The following is a 16,583-nucleotide window of genomic DNA, read 5'->3' as shown; positions in this document are numbered from 1 at the left end:
TCTCCTATGTAGTATATGCTACATAATTTGACCCGCGTGCGCTGTCAATCAAGTGGTGGTCCCACCAGCGATTGCGCGATCAGCTGCTCCAGCACGTCCAGCACGGCCCCGCGTCCGGGAGGGTCGGGAAACAGGGCGTCTCGCAAGATCACGCTGGCAGCGATCATGCCGAAGCCCAGCCGAACGCCGATGCTGAGGTCGAAGGGCGGATCGATCCCGGCGAGTGCATAGCGTTTCCTGACCTGATCGACGGACTGTTCGAAGAAGGGGGCAAGCCCGCGCAACCCCGGCGGCGCATCCTCGCCGCTGGCTGGCGTTCCTGCGAGCAGGGCTCGGAACATTGCCTCGTTCCCCTCGAACAGCTCATAGACCTGCCGGGTAAAACGGCGCGTTTCCGCCTGTTTGGGATAGGGGGCGGTGGGATCGGGATGCAGTTCGACGAAATCCGCCATCAGCACGTGGAACGGCGCGATGACCACTTCATTGAACAGTCCGGCCTTGTCGCCATAATAGCGGAACAGCAACGTCTCGCTGACGTCTGCCAGGCGGGCGATTTCGCGTGTTGCCGTGCCGCCATAGCCGCGTTCGGCGAATAATTGCCGCGCGGCATCGCAGATGCGCTGGACCACGTCCTCGCGCGTGCGCCGCCGCCGGCGTACCCGCCCCCCATCCTCGGCGGAGGCAGCTTCGTCTGTCAGGATTTTAGCGATTGCGTCCCTCCAGGATAATGTCGGCCGCGTTCCATGCCGCCGCCATGATCGGACCGTTGGTATTGGCCGAAACCATCGTGGGCATGATCGATCCGTCCATGACGCGCAAGCCGTCCACGCCCTTGACGCGCAGTTTTTCGTCCAGCACCGCATCGTGGAAATCGCCCATGCGGCAGGTTCCGCAGGCATGATAGCCGGCCTGTCCGATCTGGCGGAAGGCGGAGAGGATTTCATCGTCGGTCTGAAGCGAACGGGTCGGCTCGCGTTCGCACGCGATCATCGGGGCAATGGCGGGACGGGACATCCAGTCGCGCAGATAGCGATGCATCGCGACCGTGACGGCGCAATCATAAGGATCGGTCAGATAGCCCGCCCGGATCTTCGCCGGAGCCGTCGGGTCGGCCGCCGTGATACTGACCGCCCCCTCGCTGCGCGAGCGCAGGGGATAGCCGAACAGGGTGACGCTGTGCGCCGCATCCGCGACCATATTTCCCTTGGCGTCCGGCGCAGCGACAGCGGGCGATAGCAATATTTCTATATCGGGGGTTTCCGATTCCGGCAGCACGGTCGCAAAGGCGCCGACATTGCCATAGCCCGCCGCCATCGGCCCGGTGCGCGTGAGATAATAGCGCAGCACATTGCCGACGAGTTTCAGGCCGGCCAGGTCCTTGTTGTGGCTGTGCGGAACGGCAAGGTCATAGACCATCGAAAGCAGCCGATGCTCCAGCATATGTTCGCCGACCCCGGGGCTATCGGCAACAACCGGGATGCCGAGTCCGCGCAAATGCTCGGCGGCGCCGACGCCTGACCGCTGGAGGATTTGCGGCGACATCAGCGCGCCAGCGCTGACGATGACCTCACGCCCGCTGGCGAAGTCCTGAACAACCCCGTTCACATTGGCGCGGACGCCGGTTGCGCGCTGCCCCGTGAAGAGGATCTTGTCTACCACCGCGCCCGTGACGATGCGCAGATTCGCCCTGCCGCGGGCTCGCTTGAGGAAAGTCTGGGCGGAACTCTGTCGTTTTCCCTTCCAGATGGTGCGCGGTGTGTACCCCACGCCAGCTCGGCCCGAACGGTTGAGATCGGCAACCCGCGGTACGCCCATCTGCTCGCCCGCCGCGATAAAGGCCTCGGTCAGGGGATCGCGCATGGGTTCGACCGAGATTTTCAACGGCCCTTCGCCGCCACGCACCCCGTCGCTGCCCAGTTCATGCCCCTCCATTGCCCGGAAGGCGGCGCCGATCCTGTCCCATCCCCAACCTTTTGCGCCCAGCGCCTCCCACCCGTCATAATCTTCGGGCTGGCCGCGAAAATACATCATGCCGTTGACGGAAGAGGAGCCGCCCAGCATCTTGCCGCGTATCCAGGTTTCGGCCGGAACGCTGTCATGTCCTTCGGTCTGGAAATACCAGACATGCCTTGGGTCGGTGTAGAGCTTCGCGGCGCCCCTGGGCATGTGGATGAAGGGGTTTCGATCCTCGGGTCCCGCTTCCAGCAGCAGCACGCTGTTCGCCGGATTTTCCGACAGACGGTCGGCCAGCACGCAGCCGGCGGAGCCACCGCCCACGATAATATAGTCGTGTGTCATCACAGCGCCGCCCGGATGACATCACCAATGATGGTGCGGCTGTCTTCCGCGATATTGATCGTGTCGAACATCCGATTGTGGCAGATGCCGACCGCCAGCTTCAGGTCGGGGTCGGCCCAGCCGATATTGCCGCCCATGCCCGGATGGCAGAGCGCCCGCATGTTCCGAGGGGCTGAGACGGGCGGGTTTTCCGCGCCGCCCAACCAGAATCCGGACCAGGCGATGGGAACGACCATGCCGAAGAAGACGGGGTCCGCATCCTCGAAATGCGGGCGTGGCGCGGCGAAACTGGCGACGCGCTCCTCGGACAGGAGGCGGACGCCGTTGAATTGCCCGCCATTGGCCAACATCGCCCAGAAACGGGCGTTGCTCCGCGCACTGAAAATGCCGCCCACAGCCGGAATGCAGGCGCGGCGCACATAGGGGCGTTCGAAGGGGTCGGGCATCAGGTCGACGATCAGCGGTTGCGCCTCCCGCATCATATTGTTGTCGGGCGCGACATAGACGGCGGCGGCATCCAGCTTCGCGATGCGCGGTTCGACGGCATCGGCAATGCCCAGCCAAAGATCGGTGGCGCCCAGCGGGTCCGCTATCTCTTCCTTGATGAACTGACCGAAGGGGCGGCGTTTGGGATCGGTCCGGCGCACTACTTCGCCCACCATCCAGCCAAAGGTCATCGACTGGTAGGAAGAACGGCTACCGGCAGGATAGACACCTTCCATCTCCGCGATGCGGCGGCACATCCAGTCCCAATTGGTCATCAGTTCGGGCGTCACGTCCGGTGGCATGCGCAGCACGCCCGAAACATGGGAAAGGACGTGGCGAATGGTGACGTCGCCCTTTCCGGCCTGCGCGAATTCCGGCCAATAGGTCGCGACGGGCGCGTCATAGTCGACCAGGCCGCGTTCGACCTGGATATGCAGGGCGGTGGCGCTCACCGCCTTAGACACGGAATAGACGTTGAACAGTGTGTCGCCGTCGACGGGCCGGCCGGTGGCGGCATCGGCGAGGCCCGACCAGCAATCGACAATCTGTTCCTCGCCCAGCCACGCGTTGACCTGAATCCCGATTTCCTTGCCTTCCGCGACAAGCCGGTCGAGCGTGTCCTGAACCGCGTCGTTGACCTTCGTCATCCTTCCATTCGCCTTTCCTGCTTGCCACGGCGTCGACGCCGGCTATCAAGTGTGTGCTTGATAGCACGGAAAAGGACGAGGGGAAGAGAGATGGCAGAGCAGTTCGACAATATCACGATGACGCAGGATGACGGCATTGTGGAACTGCGTATCCATCACCATGGGGGGCCGGCCAAATGGGCGCTATGGGGTGGACTGCACAAGGAACTGGGCATCGCTTTCGCGCAAATCGCGGCTGATCCCGACGCTCGCCTGCTGTTGATCACCGGAACGGGCGACACCTTCTGCGCTGAGTTCGACATGGACTGCGACATGCCGCCGATGAATGGCGCGACATGGGACGTGATCTTCCGGGAGGGCAGGGCGCTGCTCAACAATCTGCTGGCGATCGAGATTCCTGTGGTGGCCGCCGTCAATGGCCCCGCCTTCATCCATGCTGAAATCGCCCTGCTTGCCGATGTCGTGCTGGCGGCCGAGGGCGCTGCCTTCGCCGACAAGCCGCACGCGCTGGCCGGCGTGGTGCCTGGCGATGGCGTGCAGAGCATCTGGCCGATGCTGCTGGGGCCGAACCGTGGACGGTATTTCCTGATGACGGGACAGGAGATCGGCGCAACCGAAGCCCTGGCCCTTGGACTGGTCGGCGAGGTACTGGCACCTGATGCGCTGATGCCGCGCGCGCGCGAGATCGCCCGCACCATAGTCGCGCGTCCCGCCCTGGCCAATCGCTATACCCGCATCCTTCTGACGCGGGATATCAAGGCGCGACTGGCCAGGGAGCTTGACCAGGGGCTGGCGATGGAGGGGCTGGCGATCCTTGCCGGGTTGCAGGAAAAGGCCTGACGGCGTTCGGACGGTGCCGATGGGTCAGGAGACGCTGTAGCCCCCGTCCACCGTCAGATGATGGCCAGTGATGTAGCTTGCTGCATCGCTGGCTAGGAACAGGATAGCTCGTGCCTGTTCTACTGGATCGGACATTCTGCCGAGTGGAATGCGTCCCGGAGCCGTCATGGGTCCGCGCATCGGCATATCGCTTCCCATCCTTTTCGCGCCACCGCTTGCGGTGCCGCCGGGCTGCACCGAATTGACGCGGATCCTGTGTTCGGCGAATTCGACGGCGGCTGCGCGGGTCATCGCGTCGACGCCGGCCTTGGCGGAATCATAATGGGTGTTGTTGAAGATCGTCGGATGATCCGCGCTTACGGACGACACGTTGACGATGGAGCCGCCGCTGCCCTGATCGCGCATGATCCTGATGGCTTCGCGCATCATCAGGAACGTGCCGCGCGTGGTGACCGCATGCATGATATCCCATTCAGAGGCAGGCATCGTCATGGTATCCGCCTTGCGCCGATAGGCTGCGACATTGGCCAATATGTCCAGCCTGCCCAATAGCCTCTTCGCTTCACCGAACGTGGCGATGACCTGCGCTTCGTCCGCAATATCGCAGACCGCATAGGGCGACTGGCTTGCTTTGGCGGCTTCGCGAACGGCTGCCTCGTCGATGTCGACGAACAGGACGCGGGCGCCAACCTGCGTGAACAGCGTGGCAGTGGCCTGGCCGATACCGGACCCCGCCCCGGTGACAATGGCCAATTTGCCTTGAAGCCCGAAGACGGAAAGAGGCGTAGGATCGGACATGATGTTCTCCGATAGATGATGATGCTGTGCTACCCGCGGCTGAAGGCAACAAAATAGAGCGGCACGTCGGCTCGCATTCAGTCCTTATGCTGAGGATAGCGGCCCAGCATGAGATAAACGCAGCCCGCCGCCATGAAACTGGCAGCGATGACCAGCAGGGCCGCGTCATAATTGCCGTGCCGGTCAAACGCGGTTCCCAGCATCGATGCGCCCAGTGCGCCGGAAAAAGCGATGAAGAACACAGCCATTCCATAGATGGTGGAGAAGGAGCGGATGCCGAAATAGCGCGCCACCATATAAGCCACCACGTCGATTTCCGCACCCAGGCCGAAGCCGATCAGCAATATGGCTAATCCCGCCATCGGTCCTTCGATCGCGCCGTGCCACGCCAGCAGGCATGTTCCGATCGCCGAACCGCAGGCGAAGAGGAAAGCGATGCCCGGCGCCCAGAACCGATCGACCAGGCTGCCGGTGATGATCGCGCCGGCAAAACTGGCAATTCCGGCCATGCCCACCAGCGCGGCGGCGCTGCCTGCCTCCACGCCCTTGCTGATGAGGAGCGGTTGCAGTTGCGTCATGATCGCGGTGGCAGGGGCGTAGCCCAGGCCAGCGCCCAGGCAAAGTAGCCATACGCGCCGTTCCCGCAGCAAATGCAGCCAGGTTGGAAGATCGGCATCCATGTGTCGATGCTGAACGTTTGCGGGCGTGCGTGAACGACCTATCCAGAACCAGGCGGCAGGCAATGCGACCACCAGCACGAGCAGCGCTTCGGTCATATAGCCAGCGCGCCAGCCATAACGCGCGATGATGGCGAAGAGGATGGTCGGTAAAGCTGCGCTGGCGAGCGCCAGGCCGCTGCGCGCGATTGCGAGCGAAACGCCGCGCGAACGTACGAAGGATTGACTGACGACGCGGGAGCAGGTGAGTCCGCTCGCCGACAGGCCAATGACGCCGGCTAGCACGCTGAGCAGGTAGAACAGCGCCAGGGAGCCGTTCATCGATGCCAGGCCCAGATAGATGAGGATGGAAAGGGCCATGCCGCCCAGCATGATCCGGCGTGGTCCGAACCTGTCTATTGCGCGACCTATGAAGGGCGCAGCGAAGGCCACCATCAGCGATGAATAATGCGCAAAGGCGATCTGGCCGCGCGACCAGCCAAATGCTTCCTGCAGGGGCAGGACGAACAGGCTGGACAGCGATTGATATGCGCCATGAGACAAGCCGATCACCAGGAACGCAGCAAGGCCGACCCGCCAGTTCCGCCGCCATTCGTCCGCAGCAGATTGCCAGCCATGATCGGCGTCTTGCGCGCTGGCCTGACCTGCGTCGGGAAGGTCCTGCGCCTTTTCCATCATGACAGCGCCTCTCTTGCTATGGTTTTGAGGGCTGTGAGTGGCAGCGGTTCCATGATGCGTCAATAAGAGGTCATGGGTCATCACATTCGCAATGCGGAGCATAGGGAAGGCATGGTTCACGCCGCACCGTTTTATCACGCGCGCTGACGGCTGGTCCGCAGGCAGGACGTCAAGAGGCTCGCGCGCCATGAGCTGGAAATCCGGTCAGGAAGCCGAGACATGATCGAGCGATGATGTACGCCGCTGCTTTCGTGCAGAGGATGGGGCGCAACGCAAAATTAATGCCGTTTTGTCATTCCATTTTACTCGGAGCTCGGCTAATCGCTATATCGCGCGCAAGCGCGTTTTTCTGACCCGCGCCCAAACAATGGTTCATGTGAAGATGCCACGTTCGACTAAAGTAGCCCAGGATGTGCTCGACGAGCGTACGGACACGCGAAAAAACATAAAGGTTGCGGCACGCCGGCTGTTTGCCGAGCATGGCCTGGAAGCAGTCACGGTTCGTGAGATCGTCGCGGCGGCGGGTGCGAAGAATGGCGGCTCGCTCAACTATTATTTCAAGTCGAAAGAGGGACTCGTCCTTGAACTGATCAACGAGATTTTCAATGATCTGAGCGTCGTCTGGTTCGAGCGCATTTCCGAACTGGATCGAAAAGGTGGTCCGACCAGCGTTCGTGAAGTCGTGGATATCATCGTTCGCGCGCCAAATCCCGATATCTACACGGACCCTTCGCCCACCGCGATCCGATTTCTTGCCAGCGTGATGTTTGTGCGCCGCAAGGACGTCGCATCCTATCTGGATAGAATGAATATCCTGGTGTACCGGCGGCTGCTGCAACTGATCAGTGGCCTTTGCCAGCACATTCCGGCGCCGGTATTGCGTCAACGGCTGATCTTCTTCGCGTGGTATACTCTCTCGGTCGAGGCAGCGCGTGAGGCCTGGCTGGCCAGCCGCCGGCGTAGCGATTTGTGGACGGAGACCGATCCGCAGCTCAACCTTGTCGAAACCGCGACAGCTCTGATCGAGGCGGGCATTCCGCAGGCTGCTCCAGATCCTGCACCGCCAAAAAGAGGCAGGACCAAGCGGAGCGACTAGACGGGGTCGCCGCAGTCGGCGCATATATCAAGATGCATGACGCTGATGCATCAGCATACTGGTAACAATCGGGGCGTGGCACGCGGGTTTACCAACTGCTGATGAGTCAAGCTCATCGCACCTTGATATAGGGGCGATCGCGACGCACGGGGCACGGGTTGCTGGTGCTCCAAGAGGAAGCGGCAGCACGTAACGATTTCAACAGGCGGCGCCTGAAAGCACGTTCACTCAACGGCGGGATTTGACGTAACGCAACGCGCCCAAGCTTGTGCTTGTGCTCGATCTTTGCATTGGGTGCACGTGTGTCGTGCGCAGGGAATGGATGATCTCTATTTTGTCGCAGGCCTGACCCTTGCTGTGGGCGGAACGCCTTTTCGCAACAATCAACCAGAGTTCCGCGGCATGCATTCTGCGCTGCGTTGCTATGCGCCATCAGCGCCATGCCATCCCCGCCAACAAGAGTCTGCATCTTGCCAATTAGAACAAATGAACTACCATGGGGTGGCAGGTTTCCTTGCGGGACTCCTTTGTCCCTGATCATCGCTTCCCATTATAGAAATTGAGAGGATCGACATGTCCGACTTGTTTGCGTTGACAAATAAGCATGTGCTCATCACTGGCGGCGCTCAAGGTCTGGGGCACATGATCGCTCAGGAATTTCTGCGGCGCGGCGCGAGCGTCACGATCACCTCGCGCAAGGCGGAGGTCAGTCAACAGGCTGTAGAGGAACTCAGCGCATTCGGTCATTGCACCGGCCTGGTCGCCGATCTGTCTCACTCCGACGGCGCCGTGGCGCTTGCCGATCAGGTCAAGGCGAAGGGTGAGCCTTTGCATGTGCTGATCAACAACGCGGGCAAGAGCGCCGGAGGCCCGATCGAAACACTGGCTGACCAGAGCTGGCCCGACCTCATGTCGATCAATGTCCAATCGCCTTTCACGCTCATCCGCGAATTGCTGCCGCTGTTGCGCGACGCAGCGACGCCCGATGACCCGGCCCGGATCGTCAACCTGGGTTCGTTCGCGGGTCATGCCTTGCCATTGCGACCGACCTTTTCCTATTCGGCGAGCAAGGCTGCGGTGCATCATCTGACGCGGATGTTGGCGGCGGAACTGGCCGCATCGCATATCGCGGTCAACGCGATCGCGCCGGGATATTTTTCGACGCGAATGACGGCCGCCATCGACAGGGCGCATATGGCAGAGATGCCCGAACTGATACCCTTGGGCCGATTGGGCCAGCCCGACGACATTGCCGGTGCCTGCGTCTATCTGTGTTCCAGGGCCGGGGCGTACCTGACTGGGGTTCTCCTTCCGGTCGACGGCGGGCTCAGCCGTGCTCGCAGATAGCGGTAAAAGGGGCGAGGCATGCCAGGCGCAAACTGGTGGCATCTGTCCGTCCGTTTCGCTTGCGCGATCCCGCTTGCCAAGAGCGATCACTGTCTTTCAGGAGGGGTAGGGCCTGATGATCATGGATTACCACAGGCTGATGGGCATGGCGCCTATCGTCATGGAGCAGCGCTATTCGGCCAAGGAGAGCTGCATCTACGCCCTGGGCGTTGGCTGCGGCCTGGACCCGTCCGACGATTGGACGCGTCGGCACCTTGGACCGCTTCCGCCGGGACGTGCCCTGCCAGCGATGGCCATCGTGCTTGCCGCTCCACGGCCTCATGCGATGGGACTTGGAGCGACGCTTTCGGGAATGCTGCACGGCAGTCAAGGGATGCTTTTGCATGCGCCGCTGCCGGTCGAAGGGGCGGTCAGGAGCGAAACGCGCGTGAGCGGCGTGTTCGATCGCGGAGAGGGCCGCGGTTGCGTGATCGCTATGACCCGCGAATTATATGATGCGCAGACGCAAACCCATTATGCATCCATGCAGATGACCTTTGTTTGCCGGTCCGATCAGGTTGCCGGTGCCCCGCCCTATGCAAAAGCGGAACCGGTCAGCGTCAAGGAGCGCGCGCCAGATCTGGTCGTCAATGTGCCGACATCGCCGCAGGCCGCCCAGATATTTGCGCTCACCGGGGACCAGAATCCTCTTCACCTGATACCCGAAGCGGCAGTGCAGGCTGGATTTCCGCAGCCGATCCTGCACGGCGTGGCAACATATGGACTGTGCGCGGCCTTTGCGGAAAAGACGTTGTGCAGCGAAGGCGGCCGGCTTGTCGGAATTTCGGGCAGGTTCAGCGCCCCGGTTTTCCCCGGCGACACCATCCAGTTGGCATTCTGGAGAGAGACAGACGGCGCTCATATCGAGGCCCGCGTGCCGAAGCGAGACGCATGCGTGTTTGCTGATGGCCGCGTTGTGATCCGGGCGGGTGCGTGAGATTTCCTTGGCGGTGCATTGGGCGAGATGATCCATGGCCCAGCGTTGCCAGCATAGAGCAGGGTTCGATGTGGACCTGGAGCCGTAAGGACCCTTGGCGCCGCCGCGGACCAGGACGTTGAATGAATGGCAAACGGCTTATCGTCGCCGCGCGGCGCGTGTCATGCCGCGGCTTTGGCTTTTTGCGGCGATGGTTCGAAACGGACGGGGACCGACGACATGTGCGGCATCGCGTTGATGCTCTCGAAATGCGTATCGGTGTCGATCAGAGCATTGACGCAGCTTCCGTCAACCATGACGTCTTCTTTTCCCGGCGTGCCGCCCCAGCATTGGCTCAACGCCACCACTCCAGACCGCATCGTATCATCGCATTTGAGGATTGCCTGGGTTCGGCCATGGGCTGAAATGATTTCGACCAACTGGCCATCCGCCAATCCCAACTGCTCCAGATCTTCGCTGTTGAGATAGGCCGGATTATATTTGTTGCGCTTTCTTACCGTCGGCATGAGGACGCCATAGCTGTTGTAGAGATCGCGCATGCGTCGCGACGACAATAAATGGGTGAATTCGCGATCGGGCCCGGCACGGTGCTGCGCTACGGGTTCGGCTCGATAACGGTGCAGTTCGTCGAGCACGTCGGCCGGCATGACGTCGAATCTTGCATTATGACCCTGGCGAGGCGGTTTGACGACGGCATCCGTGATCGGGAACTGATGCCCGTGCGGATAGGCGCGCAACTCGTCAAGCGAAGTCTGACTGCGCTCGAGCAGGATCTCTATCAGATCCTCCGTGGAAGGGGGCTGATCGCTATCCATGGAGCGGATGCCGGCAAAATTGATCGTGACGCCCAGCCGCCGGGCCAGCGCCCAGAACACATACCAGTCATCGACGACCTCGGCGTCTTTCGGAGGCGCGACGATCGCCGGCGTGAACTGGGCCCACGCGCCTGGATAGAATTTGAGCGCCGGATGTCCCGGCGACATATCCGGTCGCTCATATTGAAGCTTTGCTGGCAGGACGTAGTCGGCAAGCTGGGTCGTGGGGGTGTGCCATGTGTCGATCGCGACGAGCATGTCGAGGGAGCGCAACGCGCTATAGGCTTTGTCGCGATCCGGTAGCGATGTCATCGGGTTGGCGCCATCGACGATCAGGGTGCGGATCTGGTCCGGCCCGGCTGTCAATATTTCGTCCGTCAGCGTACCCGATACGCGTTCGCCGAAGAAATTACCTGCGCCGCGAATGCGGCTGGCGGGATGCTTTTCCCACGGACGCGATGCGGGAACGACTTCCGCGTACATGTCCCTGGCAGGATTGAGCATGTCGACAGAGGTGACTTTTTGACCCGCCCGAGGAAAACGGCCGCAGATCACGTTCAGCAACTGGACCATGTGAACGGCCAGATTCGAATATTGCGACATGTTGGGGCCGGTACCGGTCATGGCGGGGCCGCGCTTGTTCTGGCATGCGAACATGTCCGCGATCGCCCACAGCGCCCCCGGTTCCAATCCAGCCCGTGCTTCCACAATGTGTGGTGTAAACGGATCGACCGCGTCGCGAAGCGCCGCCAAGCGTTCCTCGCCGACATATTGCCGGCAAAATTCTGCATCATGCCAACCTTCCGCGAGGATCAGTCGGATCAGGCCCGATGCGATGGCGGCGTCCTCACCCGGATAGGGTTGAAAGGAAAGGTCCGATTGCGCAGCCGTTTCCGTGCGCCGTGGATCCACCACGACCAGCTTCAAACCGCGTTGCCGCGCGCGCTTCAGCCGCTTGATCGGATCGACTCCCAATACCGACATGGTGGAATGCGCGATGAACGGATTCACCCCGAACAGCAACAGCACATCCATGTCATCGAGATCGACCGCACCGGCGCCCCATGTGCCTGTTCGGCCCGCCGCGACCATCTTCCCGGACTGATCGATCGTGATCGTCGTGAAATATTGCTCCGATCCTATTGCGTGCAGGAAATGGCGGTTCATGCCGACTGCGGACTGGTTCATCATGGAACCGTTGCCTGCGAACAGCGCAATCGCATTGGGCCCGGACTGACCCATCAAATCGGCAATACGGACCGCGATCTCGTCGAGCGCCTGCTCGATCCCGATCTCGCGGAAGCTGCCATCGGGTTGCCGTTTTAGCGGGCGCCGGATGCGTTGCGGATCGCGGTGCGCAAGACCGGACTGGAGCCCCTTGAAGCATGCATAGCCGGATGACAGTTCATTCTGGTCGTCACCTACGATACGGATGATATGCCCTTTTTCATCGACCGTCAGGCGGACGCCGCAGCCGGCAGTGCAGATTCGGCAGAACGAGGCATATTCGCCTGGCCCATGCGTCAAGGAGAGCGCTTCCATCGTCGGGCATCCTCATATTGCACCGATCCTGCATGGGACTCGGCCTGTGCATAATCTGTCGTGATTTCCGCTGTAAAACAAGTGATCTAATCGCCCAGCCCAGCCGATCGCCTTGTTTAACGGATGCTCGTCATGATCGGGCGTTCGGGCATCGCACCGCAATGAGCGACGCCAGGCGCCGCCGATAGTCGGGGTTCAACCGTCCGTTGGATTCCACGCCCAATAACGGGCGACAGCACCGCCATCGATCCGCAAATCCGTTCCGGTGATCATCGCTGCATCGTCTGAAGCGAGGAAGACCGCTGCAGCCCCATAATGGCTGGGCTTGGGTAAACGCTTCATGGGAATTCTTCTGGCGAACATCGCTGTGATCTCGGTGTAATCCGGCAGCGGGCCAAGGTCCATTTTCCATCGCTCGGCGCGCTCCACCATTTCGCCCGTCTCGGTTGCCGTAGGCGTCAGGCTGACCACCCGGATGCCATGAGCGGCAAGTTCCATCGCGGCCGCCTGCGTGAAGTTCAACATGCCGGCCTTGGCCGTCGTATAGGCGATATTCCCCGGCTGGCCTTGATGGCCTGCTGTCGAGATCACGTTGATGACGACACCGGTCCGACGCGGCATCATTTCGGCCGTGGCATATTTCGTAAAGAGGAACGCGCCGTCGAGGATGACCGAGTTCTGCTTGCGCCATTCAGCATAGGGCATGTCGGCAATGGATTTTTGATTGAAGAAGGCGGCGTTATTCACAAGAATGTCGATCTGACCGAAAGCGGCTACGGCTCGCTGTACGGCGGCGCGGACTTCGTCCTCGTTCGTCACGTCGGCGGTGATGCCGATCGCGCGACCACCTGCAGCGATGATCGCCGCGGCACAACAGTCCGCATTTTCGCTCTTTGCATCCACGGCCACGATCGCGGCACCGGCGCCGGCGAGCGCCTCGACGATCCCGCCGCCGATGTTGGGGCTGGTCCCCGTGACGATCGCCACTTTCCCTTCCAGCTTCATGGCCTACTCCCGATATTGCCGTCGTTCGATATATAGTAAATCGATCGTATTATGTTCATGCAGACGGGCCGATGTGCGATTGAGCTTCTGCATGGTGATTGCGCAAGTTGTGGATCGGTCAACGCACGACTCCTGCTTCGCGCAGGCGGGCAATGCCGTCATCGTCAAACCCGACTTCACGAAGAACCTGATCTGTGTGCTCGCCCGGACGGGGGGCGGTACCCTTTACGACCGCTGGGCTTTCGGAAAAGTCCACCGGATAAGAGGCGGCGCGAACAGGGCCATATTCGTCGGTGTCATATTCCTTTACGCATTCCAGGTAGCGAGCCTGCTCGTCCTCGAGGAATTCATCGACGGATTTGACCTTGGCGATGGGCAAGCCATGCTCGATCGCCAGCGCTTCCAGTTCGTCGGAAGTGATTTTGATCGAGCCCTTTTCCAATTCCTGCCAGACGGCACCAATATTTCGGACCCGCATGATAGGGTTCGTAAAGCGTTCATCCTCCAGCAGATGCGGAACGCCGAGAACGCGGCAAATCAGTTCGAACTGGGCATCGGTTTGGAAATAGCCCATGAACGTGCCATCGGCGCTTCTGATAGGCCGCATCGCGTTGATGTGCGGCGATTGCTGGTCGCCATTGACGAAACAGTGATTGTACAAATTGTCCACGAGATTGAGGAAGCCGAAGGTCTTCATCAAAGGTACCGAGACAAACTGGCCTTTGCCTCCGTTTTTCTCGCGACGATACAGGGCTGTCGTTATCGCGCTGGCGGCCGCCGTGGCGGCGAACTTGTCGACGAAGAAGGAACGGAGAGGCATGGGTGGCCCCTCCGGATTTTGAAGATACATGGCGCCGGTAATTGCCTGGATCACCTGGTCGTAGGCGGGGCGATCGGCATAGGGGCCGTCCAGACCGAAGCCGCTGATGAGAACGTAGATAATGCCGGGATTTAACATCCGGAGACTTTCATAATCGAGCTTCAGGCGCTTCATTGCCTCCGGCCGGGAATTCACCAGGAAGACATCGCAATCCTTGGCCAGGGACCGCGCGATCTCGTGCCCTTCCTCGCTCCTCAGATCGAGTTGTATGCTTCGTTTATGACGATTGACCGCGAAGAAGCGCGAGCACATTCCCTTATATTGCGGTTCGACATTCCGATAGGGATCCCCGCGGAAATCCTCCATCTTGATGACGGACGCGCCCAAATCGGCAAGCATGGTTCCCGCCAAAGGGCCGGCCACCATTTGAGAGATCTCCAGGACCTTGATGCCTGAAAGCGGCCCCTCGTCGACTCCGTCAGCCATGTTGCGTGCCTTTCACCTTTATTTTTTCCCTGTCAGGCGACGAGTGGCCCGACGATAACGACGCTGCCATCATCGATCGCCAGATGGCAGCCGATGACGCGCGGACAAGAAAATCCGTTCACCGACCCTCAAACATTCCTGAATGACGGCTTCCGCTTCTCAAGCAGCGCATCCAGGGCCTCTCGATGATCCTCGGTCTCATGGATAATGGACTGGAACGCCCCCGCCATTTCCAGATGGTGGTCCAGTGACAGCTGACTGCTGTCGCGGATAAGGCGCTTCGTGATGCGCAGTGTTCGACCGGGATTGGCGTCGATACGCGATGCCAGGGCGCGGGCGGCGCTCATCAGTTCGCTATCTTCGACCACGCGCGAGACGAGGCCGATGCGTTCGGCCTCCTGAGCGTCGATCATATCGCCTGTGAAAGCCAGTTCGCTGGCCCTGGAAATACCGATTATCCTGGGAAGGAACCATGCGCCACCATCGCCGGGGATGATGCCCACCTTGATGAAGGATTCTGCGAATCGTGCAGACTGTGCTGCGATCCGCATGTCGCACATGCATGCCAGGTCAAGGCCCGCACCGATTGCGGGGCCGTTGATCGCCGCAATGACCGCCACCTCCAGCCCATTGAACATCTTTGCGACGAGATGGATGGTGTTGCGATAGCTGTCGCGGGTGTCGATGACCGTTTTCATCGGAGCAAAGCCGGAACGGTCACGCATCTTCTTGATGTCGCCGCCAGCGCAGAAAGCCGGGCCAGCCCCCGTCAGAATGACGACGTTTGCGGATGGGTCACGTTCGATCGCCTTGAGCTGATCGACGAATTCGGCGCAGATCTCGGGCGTCGAGAGTGCATTGCGCGTTTCGGGCCGATTCATTGTCAGGGTAACGACGCCGCCGCTTTTTTCGTAAAGCAGAAAATCTTCCATTGAAGCCTCTTGGTCCCGGGGGCCATGATCGAAATTGCATGCACCCGCCCATTGGTTACGCGGTCCGGCGAATGAAAAGCTGAGGTGCCAATCCCAGGTAACTGGCGAGCGATTCACGGCCCATGACCCGTGGCAGCGTTCGCATCGGACACATGAAAGGGATCAAGGTCACACGCGTCGTAAGGGAGCCCGCCAGAAGCGCACTCCCTTAGGTAACAGATGGGCGTTAATTGCGGTCGAAGAACCACGCCACCAGCTTGTTGAAATCGTCGGGCTTCTCCCACTGTACCCAGTGGCCGCAATTAGGCAGGAGGTGGAGCGACGCGTTGGGGAATGCCTTGATGATGCCCGGCGCCATGTCGACGGGGCAGACCCGGTCCTCGAGACCCCACATCACCAGGATTTCATTCTTCACGCTGCCCAGATCCTCGCGCCACATTTCCCCGAACGAACGGGCGAACGGCTTGAACCGATTCGGATTCGACGCCGCCTTGACGCGTTCATCAAGCAATTCGTCGGTGATGAACGAGCTGTCATTCACGAGTAGTTCGATCACGCCGCGCATTTGCTCGCGCGTAGGATTGTCGCTGGCGTTGACGACCCCCATCCGGCGCATGCCCTCTGTCGGCATCGGCGTGAAGACGGGTTGGAAGCCACCCGGCCCCATGAGGACCGCCTTGTTGATGCGGTGCGAGGAATGCAGCAATGCGCCCACGGTCGTCATGCCGCCCAGCGAATTGCCGACGCAATCGACCTTGTCGAGGCCCAGCGCATCCAGGAAATGGATCAGGAATTCTCCAAGGGCCTTGTAGATTTCATGGAAGCCAAGCTTGTCCTCGCTGTCGCCATAGCCCGGCAGATCGGGGATGATCAGTCTGCGGCTCTTCGACAGTTCGTCGACATTGCGGCGATAGTTGCTGATGCCGCTGGCGCCAGGGCCGCCACCTTGTAGCAGGATTGTCGGCTTGCCTTCGCCTATGTCCACATAAGCGATGCGGGCACCGTCCACCTGAACGAACTTCTTTTCAAATTCCATGATAAGCTCCTACTTTTATCCCTGTTATCTTGCGCGCTACGGATTACTGTGCCTGACCGAACTTTCGTGACTGACGAATCGGCCGATCGTCGGCAACTGCGCCA

The 16,583-nt window shown here is 60.8% G+C and carries 14 protein-coding genes; 4 read left to right on the top strand and 10 right to left on the bottom strand.

What is annotated here, in order from left to right:
• Window positions 1-44 precede the first annotated feature (44 nt).
• The 3 genes from MRBLSP13_RS01025 to MRBLSP13_RS01015 form a co-directional block, all read right to left on the bottom strand.
• Complete coding sequence (locus MRBLSP13_RS01025) at window positions 45-629, bottom strand: TetR/AcrR family transcriptional regulator (RefSeq protein WP_363736126.1); 585 nt, start codon at window positions 627-629, stop codon at window positions 45-47.
• A 73-nt stretch (window positions 630-702) separates the two neighbouring features.
• Complete coding sequence (locus MRBLSP13_RS01020; protein WP_363736125.1) at window positions 703-2,298, bottom strand: GMC family oxidoreductase; 1,596 nt, start codon at window positions 2,296-2,298, stop codon at window positions 703-705.
• Window positions 2,298-3,431, bottom strand: a complete 1,134-nt coding sequence (locus tag MRBLSP13_RS01015) for a serine hydrolase domain-containing protein (protein ID WP_363736124.1) — start codon at window positions 3,429-3,431, stop codon at window positions 2,298-2,300. The genes MRBLSP13_RS01020 and MRBLSP13_RS01015 overlap by 1 nt, the downstream gene beginning before the upstream one ends.
• A 90-nt stretch (window positions 3,432-3,521) precedes the next feature.
• Between MRBLSP13_RS01015 and MRBLSP13_RS01010 the strand changes: the two genes are divergently transcribed.
• Window positions 3,522-4,271 (top strand): enoyl-CoA hydratase/isomerase family protein, encoded by a 750-nt coding sequence (locus MRBLSP13_RS01010; RefSeq protein ID WP_363736123.1) that lies wholly within the window; start codon window positions 3,522-3,524, stop codon window positions 4,269-4,271.
• A 24-nt stretch (window positions 4,272-4,295) separates the two neighbouring features.
• On the opposite strand, the gene MRBLSP13_RS01005 is transcribed toward MRBLSP13_RS01010, so the two are convergent.
• Both MRBLSP13_RS01005 and MRBLSP13_RS01000 read right to left on the bottom strand, forming a co-directional pair.
• Window positions 4,296-5,069 (bottom strand): SDR family NAD(P)-dependent oxidoreductase, encoded by a 774-nt coding sequence (locus MRBLSP13_RS01005; RefSeq protein WP_363736122.1) that lies wholly within the window; start codon window positions 5,067-5,069, stop codon window positions 4,296-4,298.
• A gap of 77 nt (window positions 5,070-5,146) precedes the next feature.
• Window positions 5,147-6,424, bottom strand: coding sequence for an MFS transporter (locus tag MRBLSP13_RS01000; RefSeq protein WP_363752133.1), 1,278 nt, complete (start codon window positions 6,422-6,424; stop codon window positions 5,147-5,149).
• A gap of 367 nt (window positions 6,425-6,791) precedes the next feature.
• On the opposite strand from MRBLSP13_RS01000, the gene MRBLSP13_RS00995 reads away from it, so the two are divergent.
• The 3 genes from MRBLSP13_RS00995 (at window position 6,792) to MRBLSP13_RS00985 (ending at window position 9,843) form a co-directional block, all read left to right on the top strand.
• Window positions 6,792-7,520, top strand: a complete 729-nt coding sequence (locus MRBLSP13_RS00995) for a TetR/AcrR family transcriptional regulator (protein WP_363752131.1) — start codon at window positions 6,792-6,794, stop codon at window positions 7,518-7,520.
• Between the two features lie 591 nt (window positions 7,521-8,111).
• Window positions 8,112-8,867 (top strand): SDR family oxidoreductase, encoded by a 756-nt coding sequence (locus MRBLSP13_RS00990; protein WP_363752129.1) that lies wholly within the window; start codon window positions 8,112-8,114, stop codon window positions 8,865-8,867.
• A 115-nt stretch (window positions 8,868-8,982) separates the two neighbouring features.
• Window positions 8,983-9,843, top strand: coding sequence for a MaoC/PaaZ C-terminal domain-containing protein (locus tag MRBLSP13_RS00985; protein ID WP_414714686.1), 861 nt, complete (start codon window positions 8,983-8,985; stop codon window positions 9,841-9,843).
• A gap of 161 nt (window positions 9,844-10,004) precedes the next feature.
• On the opposite strand, the gene MRBLSP13_RS00980 is transcribed toward MRBLSP13_RS00985, so the two are convergent.
• The 5 genes from MRBLSP13_RS00980 to MRBLSP13_RS00960 form a co-directional block, all read right to left on the bottom strand.
• Window positions 10,005-12,200 carry a molybdopterin-containing oxidoreductase family protein gene (locus MRBLSP13_RS00980; protein WP_363736115.1) on the bottom strand — a complete coding sequence of 732 codons (2,196 nt, stop codon included), beginning with the start codon at window positions 12,198-12,200 and terminating at the stop codon, window positions 10,005-10,007.
• Window positions 12,201-12,395: 195 nt separating this feature from the next.
• A complete protein-coding gene (locus MRBLSP13_RS00975; RefSeq protein WP_363752127.1) occupies window positions 12,396-13,205 on the bottom strand; it encodes an SDR family NAD(P)-dependent oxidoreductase in 810 nt (269 codons plus the stop codon).
• 118 nt (window positions 13,206-13,323) lie between these two features.
• On the bottom strand, window positions 13,324-14,511 hold the full coding sequence (locus tag MRBLSP13_RS00970; RefSeq protein ID WP_363736113.1) for a CaiB/BaiF CoA transferase family protein: 1,188 nt from the start codon (window positions 14,509-14,511) through the stop codon (window positions 13,324-13,326).
• 128 nt (window positions 14,512-14,639) lie between these two features.
• On the bottom strand, window positions 14,640-15,443 hold the full coding sequence (locus tag MRBLSP13_RS00965; protein ID WP_363736112.1) for a crotonase/enoyl-CoA hydratase family protein: 804 nt from the start codon (window positions 15,441-15,443) through the stop codon (window positions 14,640-14,642).
• Between the two features lie 226 nt (window positions 15,444-15,669).
• Window positions 15,670-16,479, bottom strand: coding sequence for an alpha/beta fold hydrolase (locus MRBLSP13_RS00960; RefSeq protein ID WP_363736110.1), 810 nt, complete (start codon window positions 16,477-16,479; stop codon window positions 15,670-15,672).
• Window positions 16,480-16,583: the final 104 nt, after the last annotated feature.

Source organism: Sphingobium sp. LSP13-1-1.1 (assembly GCF_040676415.1).
Lineage (GTDB): Bacteria > Pseudomonadota > Alphaproteobacteria > Sphingomonadales > Sphingomonadaceae > Sphingobium.
This window is presented reverse-complemented; position numbering and strand designations above follow the sequence as displayed.

Coding starts and splice junctions, on each gene's coding strand:
- MRBLSP13_RS01005 (WP_363736122.1), bottom strand. CDS start 5,069: ATGTCCGATCCTACGCCTCTTTCCGTCTTCGGGCTTCAAGGCAAATTG.
- MRBLSP13_RS00980 (WP_363736115.1), bottom strand. CDS start 12,200: ATGGAAGCGCTCTCCTTGACGCATGGGCCAGGCGAATATGCCTCGTTC.
- MRBLSP13_RS01015 (WP_363736124.1), bottom strand. CDS start 3,431: ATGACGAAGGTCAACGACGCGGTTCAGGACACGCTCGACCGGCTTGTC.
- MRBLSP13_RS00970 (WP_363736113.1), bottom strand. CDS start 14,511: ATGGCTGACGGAGTCGACGAGGGGCCGCTTTCAGGCATCAAGGTCCTG.
- MRBLSP13_RS01020 (WP_363736125.1), bottom strand. CDS start 2,298: ATGACACACGACTATATTATCGTGGGCGGTGGCTCCGCCGGCTGCGTG.
- MRBLSP13_RS00985 (WP_414714686.1), top strand. CDS start 8,983: ATGATCATGGATTACCACAGGCTGATGGGCATGGCGCCTATCGTCATG.
- MRBLSP13_RS01000 (WP_363752133.1), bottom strand. CDS start 6,424: ATGATGGAAAAGGCGCAGGACCTTCCCGACGCAGGTCAGGCCAGCGCG.
- MRBLSP13_RS00995 (WP_363752131.1), top strand. CDS start 6,792: ATGGTTCATGTGAAGATGCCACGTTCGACTAAAGTAGCCCAGGATGTG.
- MRBLSP13_RS00975 (WP_363752127.1), bottom strand. CDS start 13,205: ATGAAGCTGGAAGGGAAAGTGGCGATCGTCACGGGGACCAGCCCCAAC.
- MRBLSP13_RS00960 (WP_363736110.1), bottom strand. CDS start 16,479: ATGGAATTTGAAAAGAAGTTCGTTCAGGTGGACGGTGCCCGCATCGCT.
- MRBLSP13_RS00965 (WP_363736112.1), bottom strand. CDS start 15,443: ATGGAAGATTTTCTGCTTTACGAAAAAAGCGGCGGCGTCGTTACCCTG.
- MRBLSP13_RS01010 (WP_363736123.1), top strand. CDS start 3,522: ATGGCAGAGCAGTTCGACAATATCACGATGACGCAGGATGACGGCATT.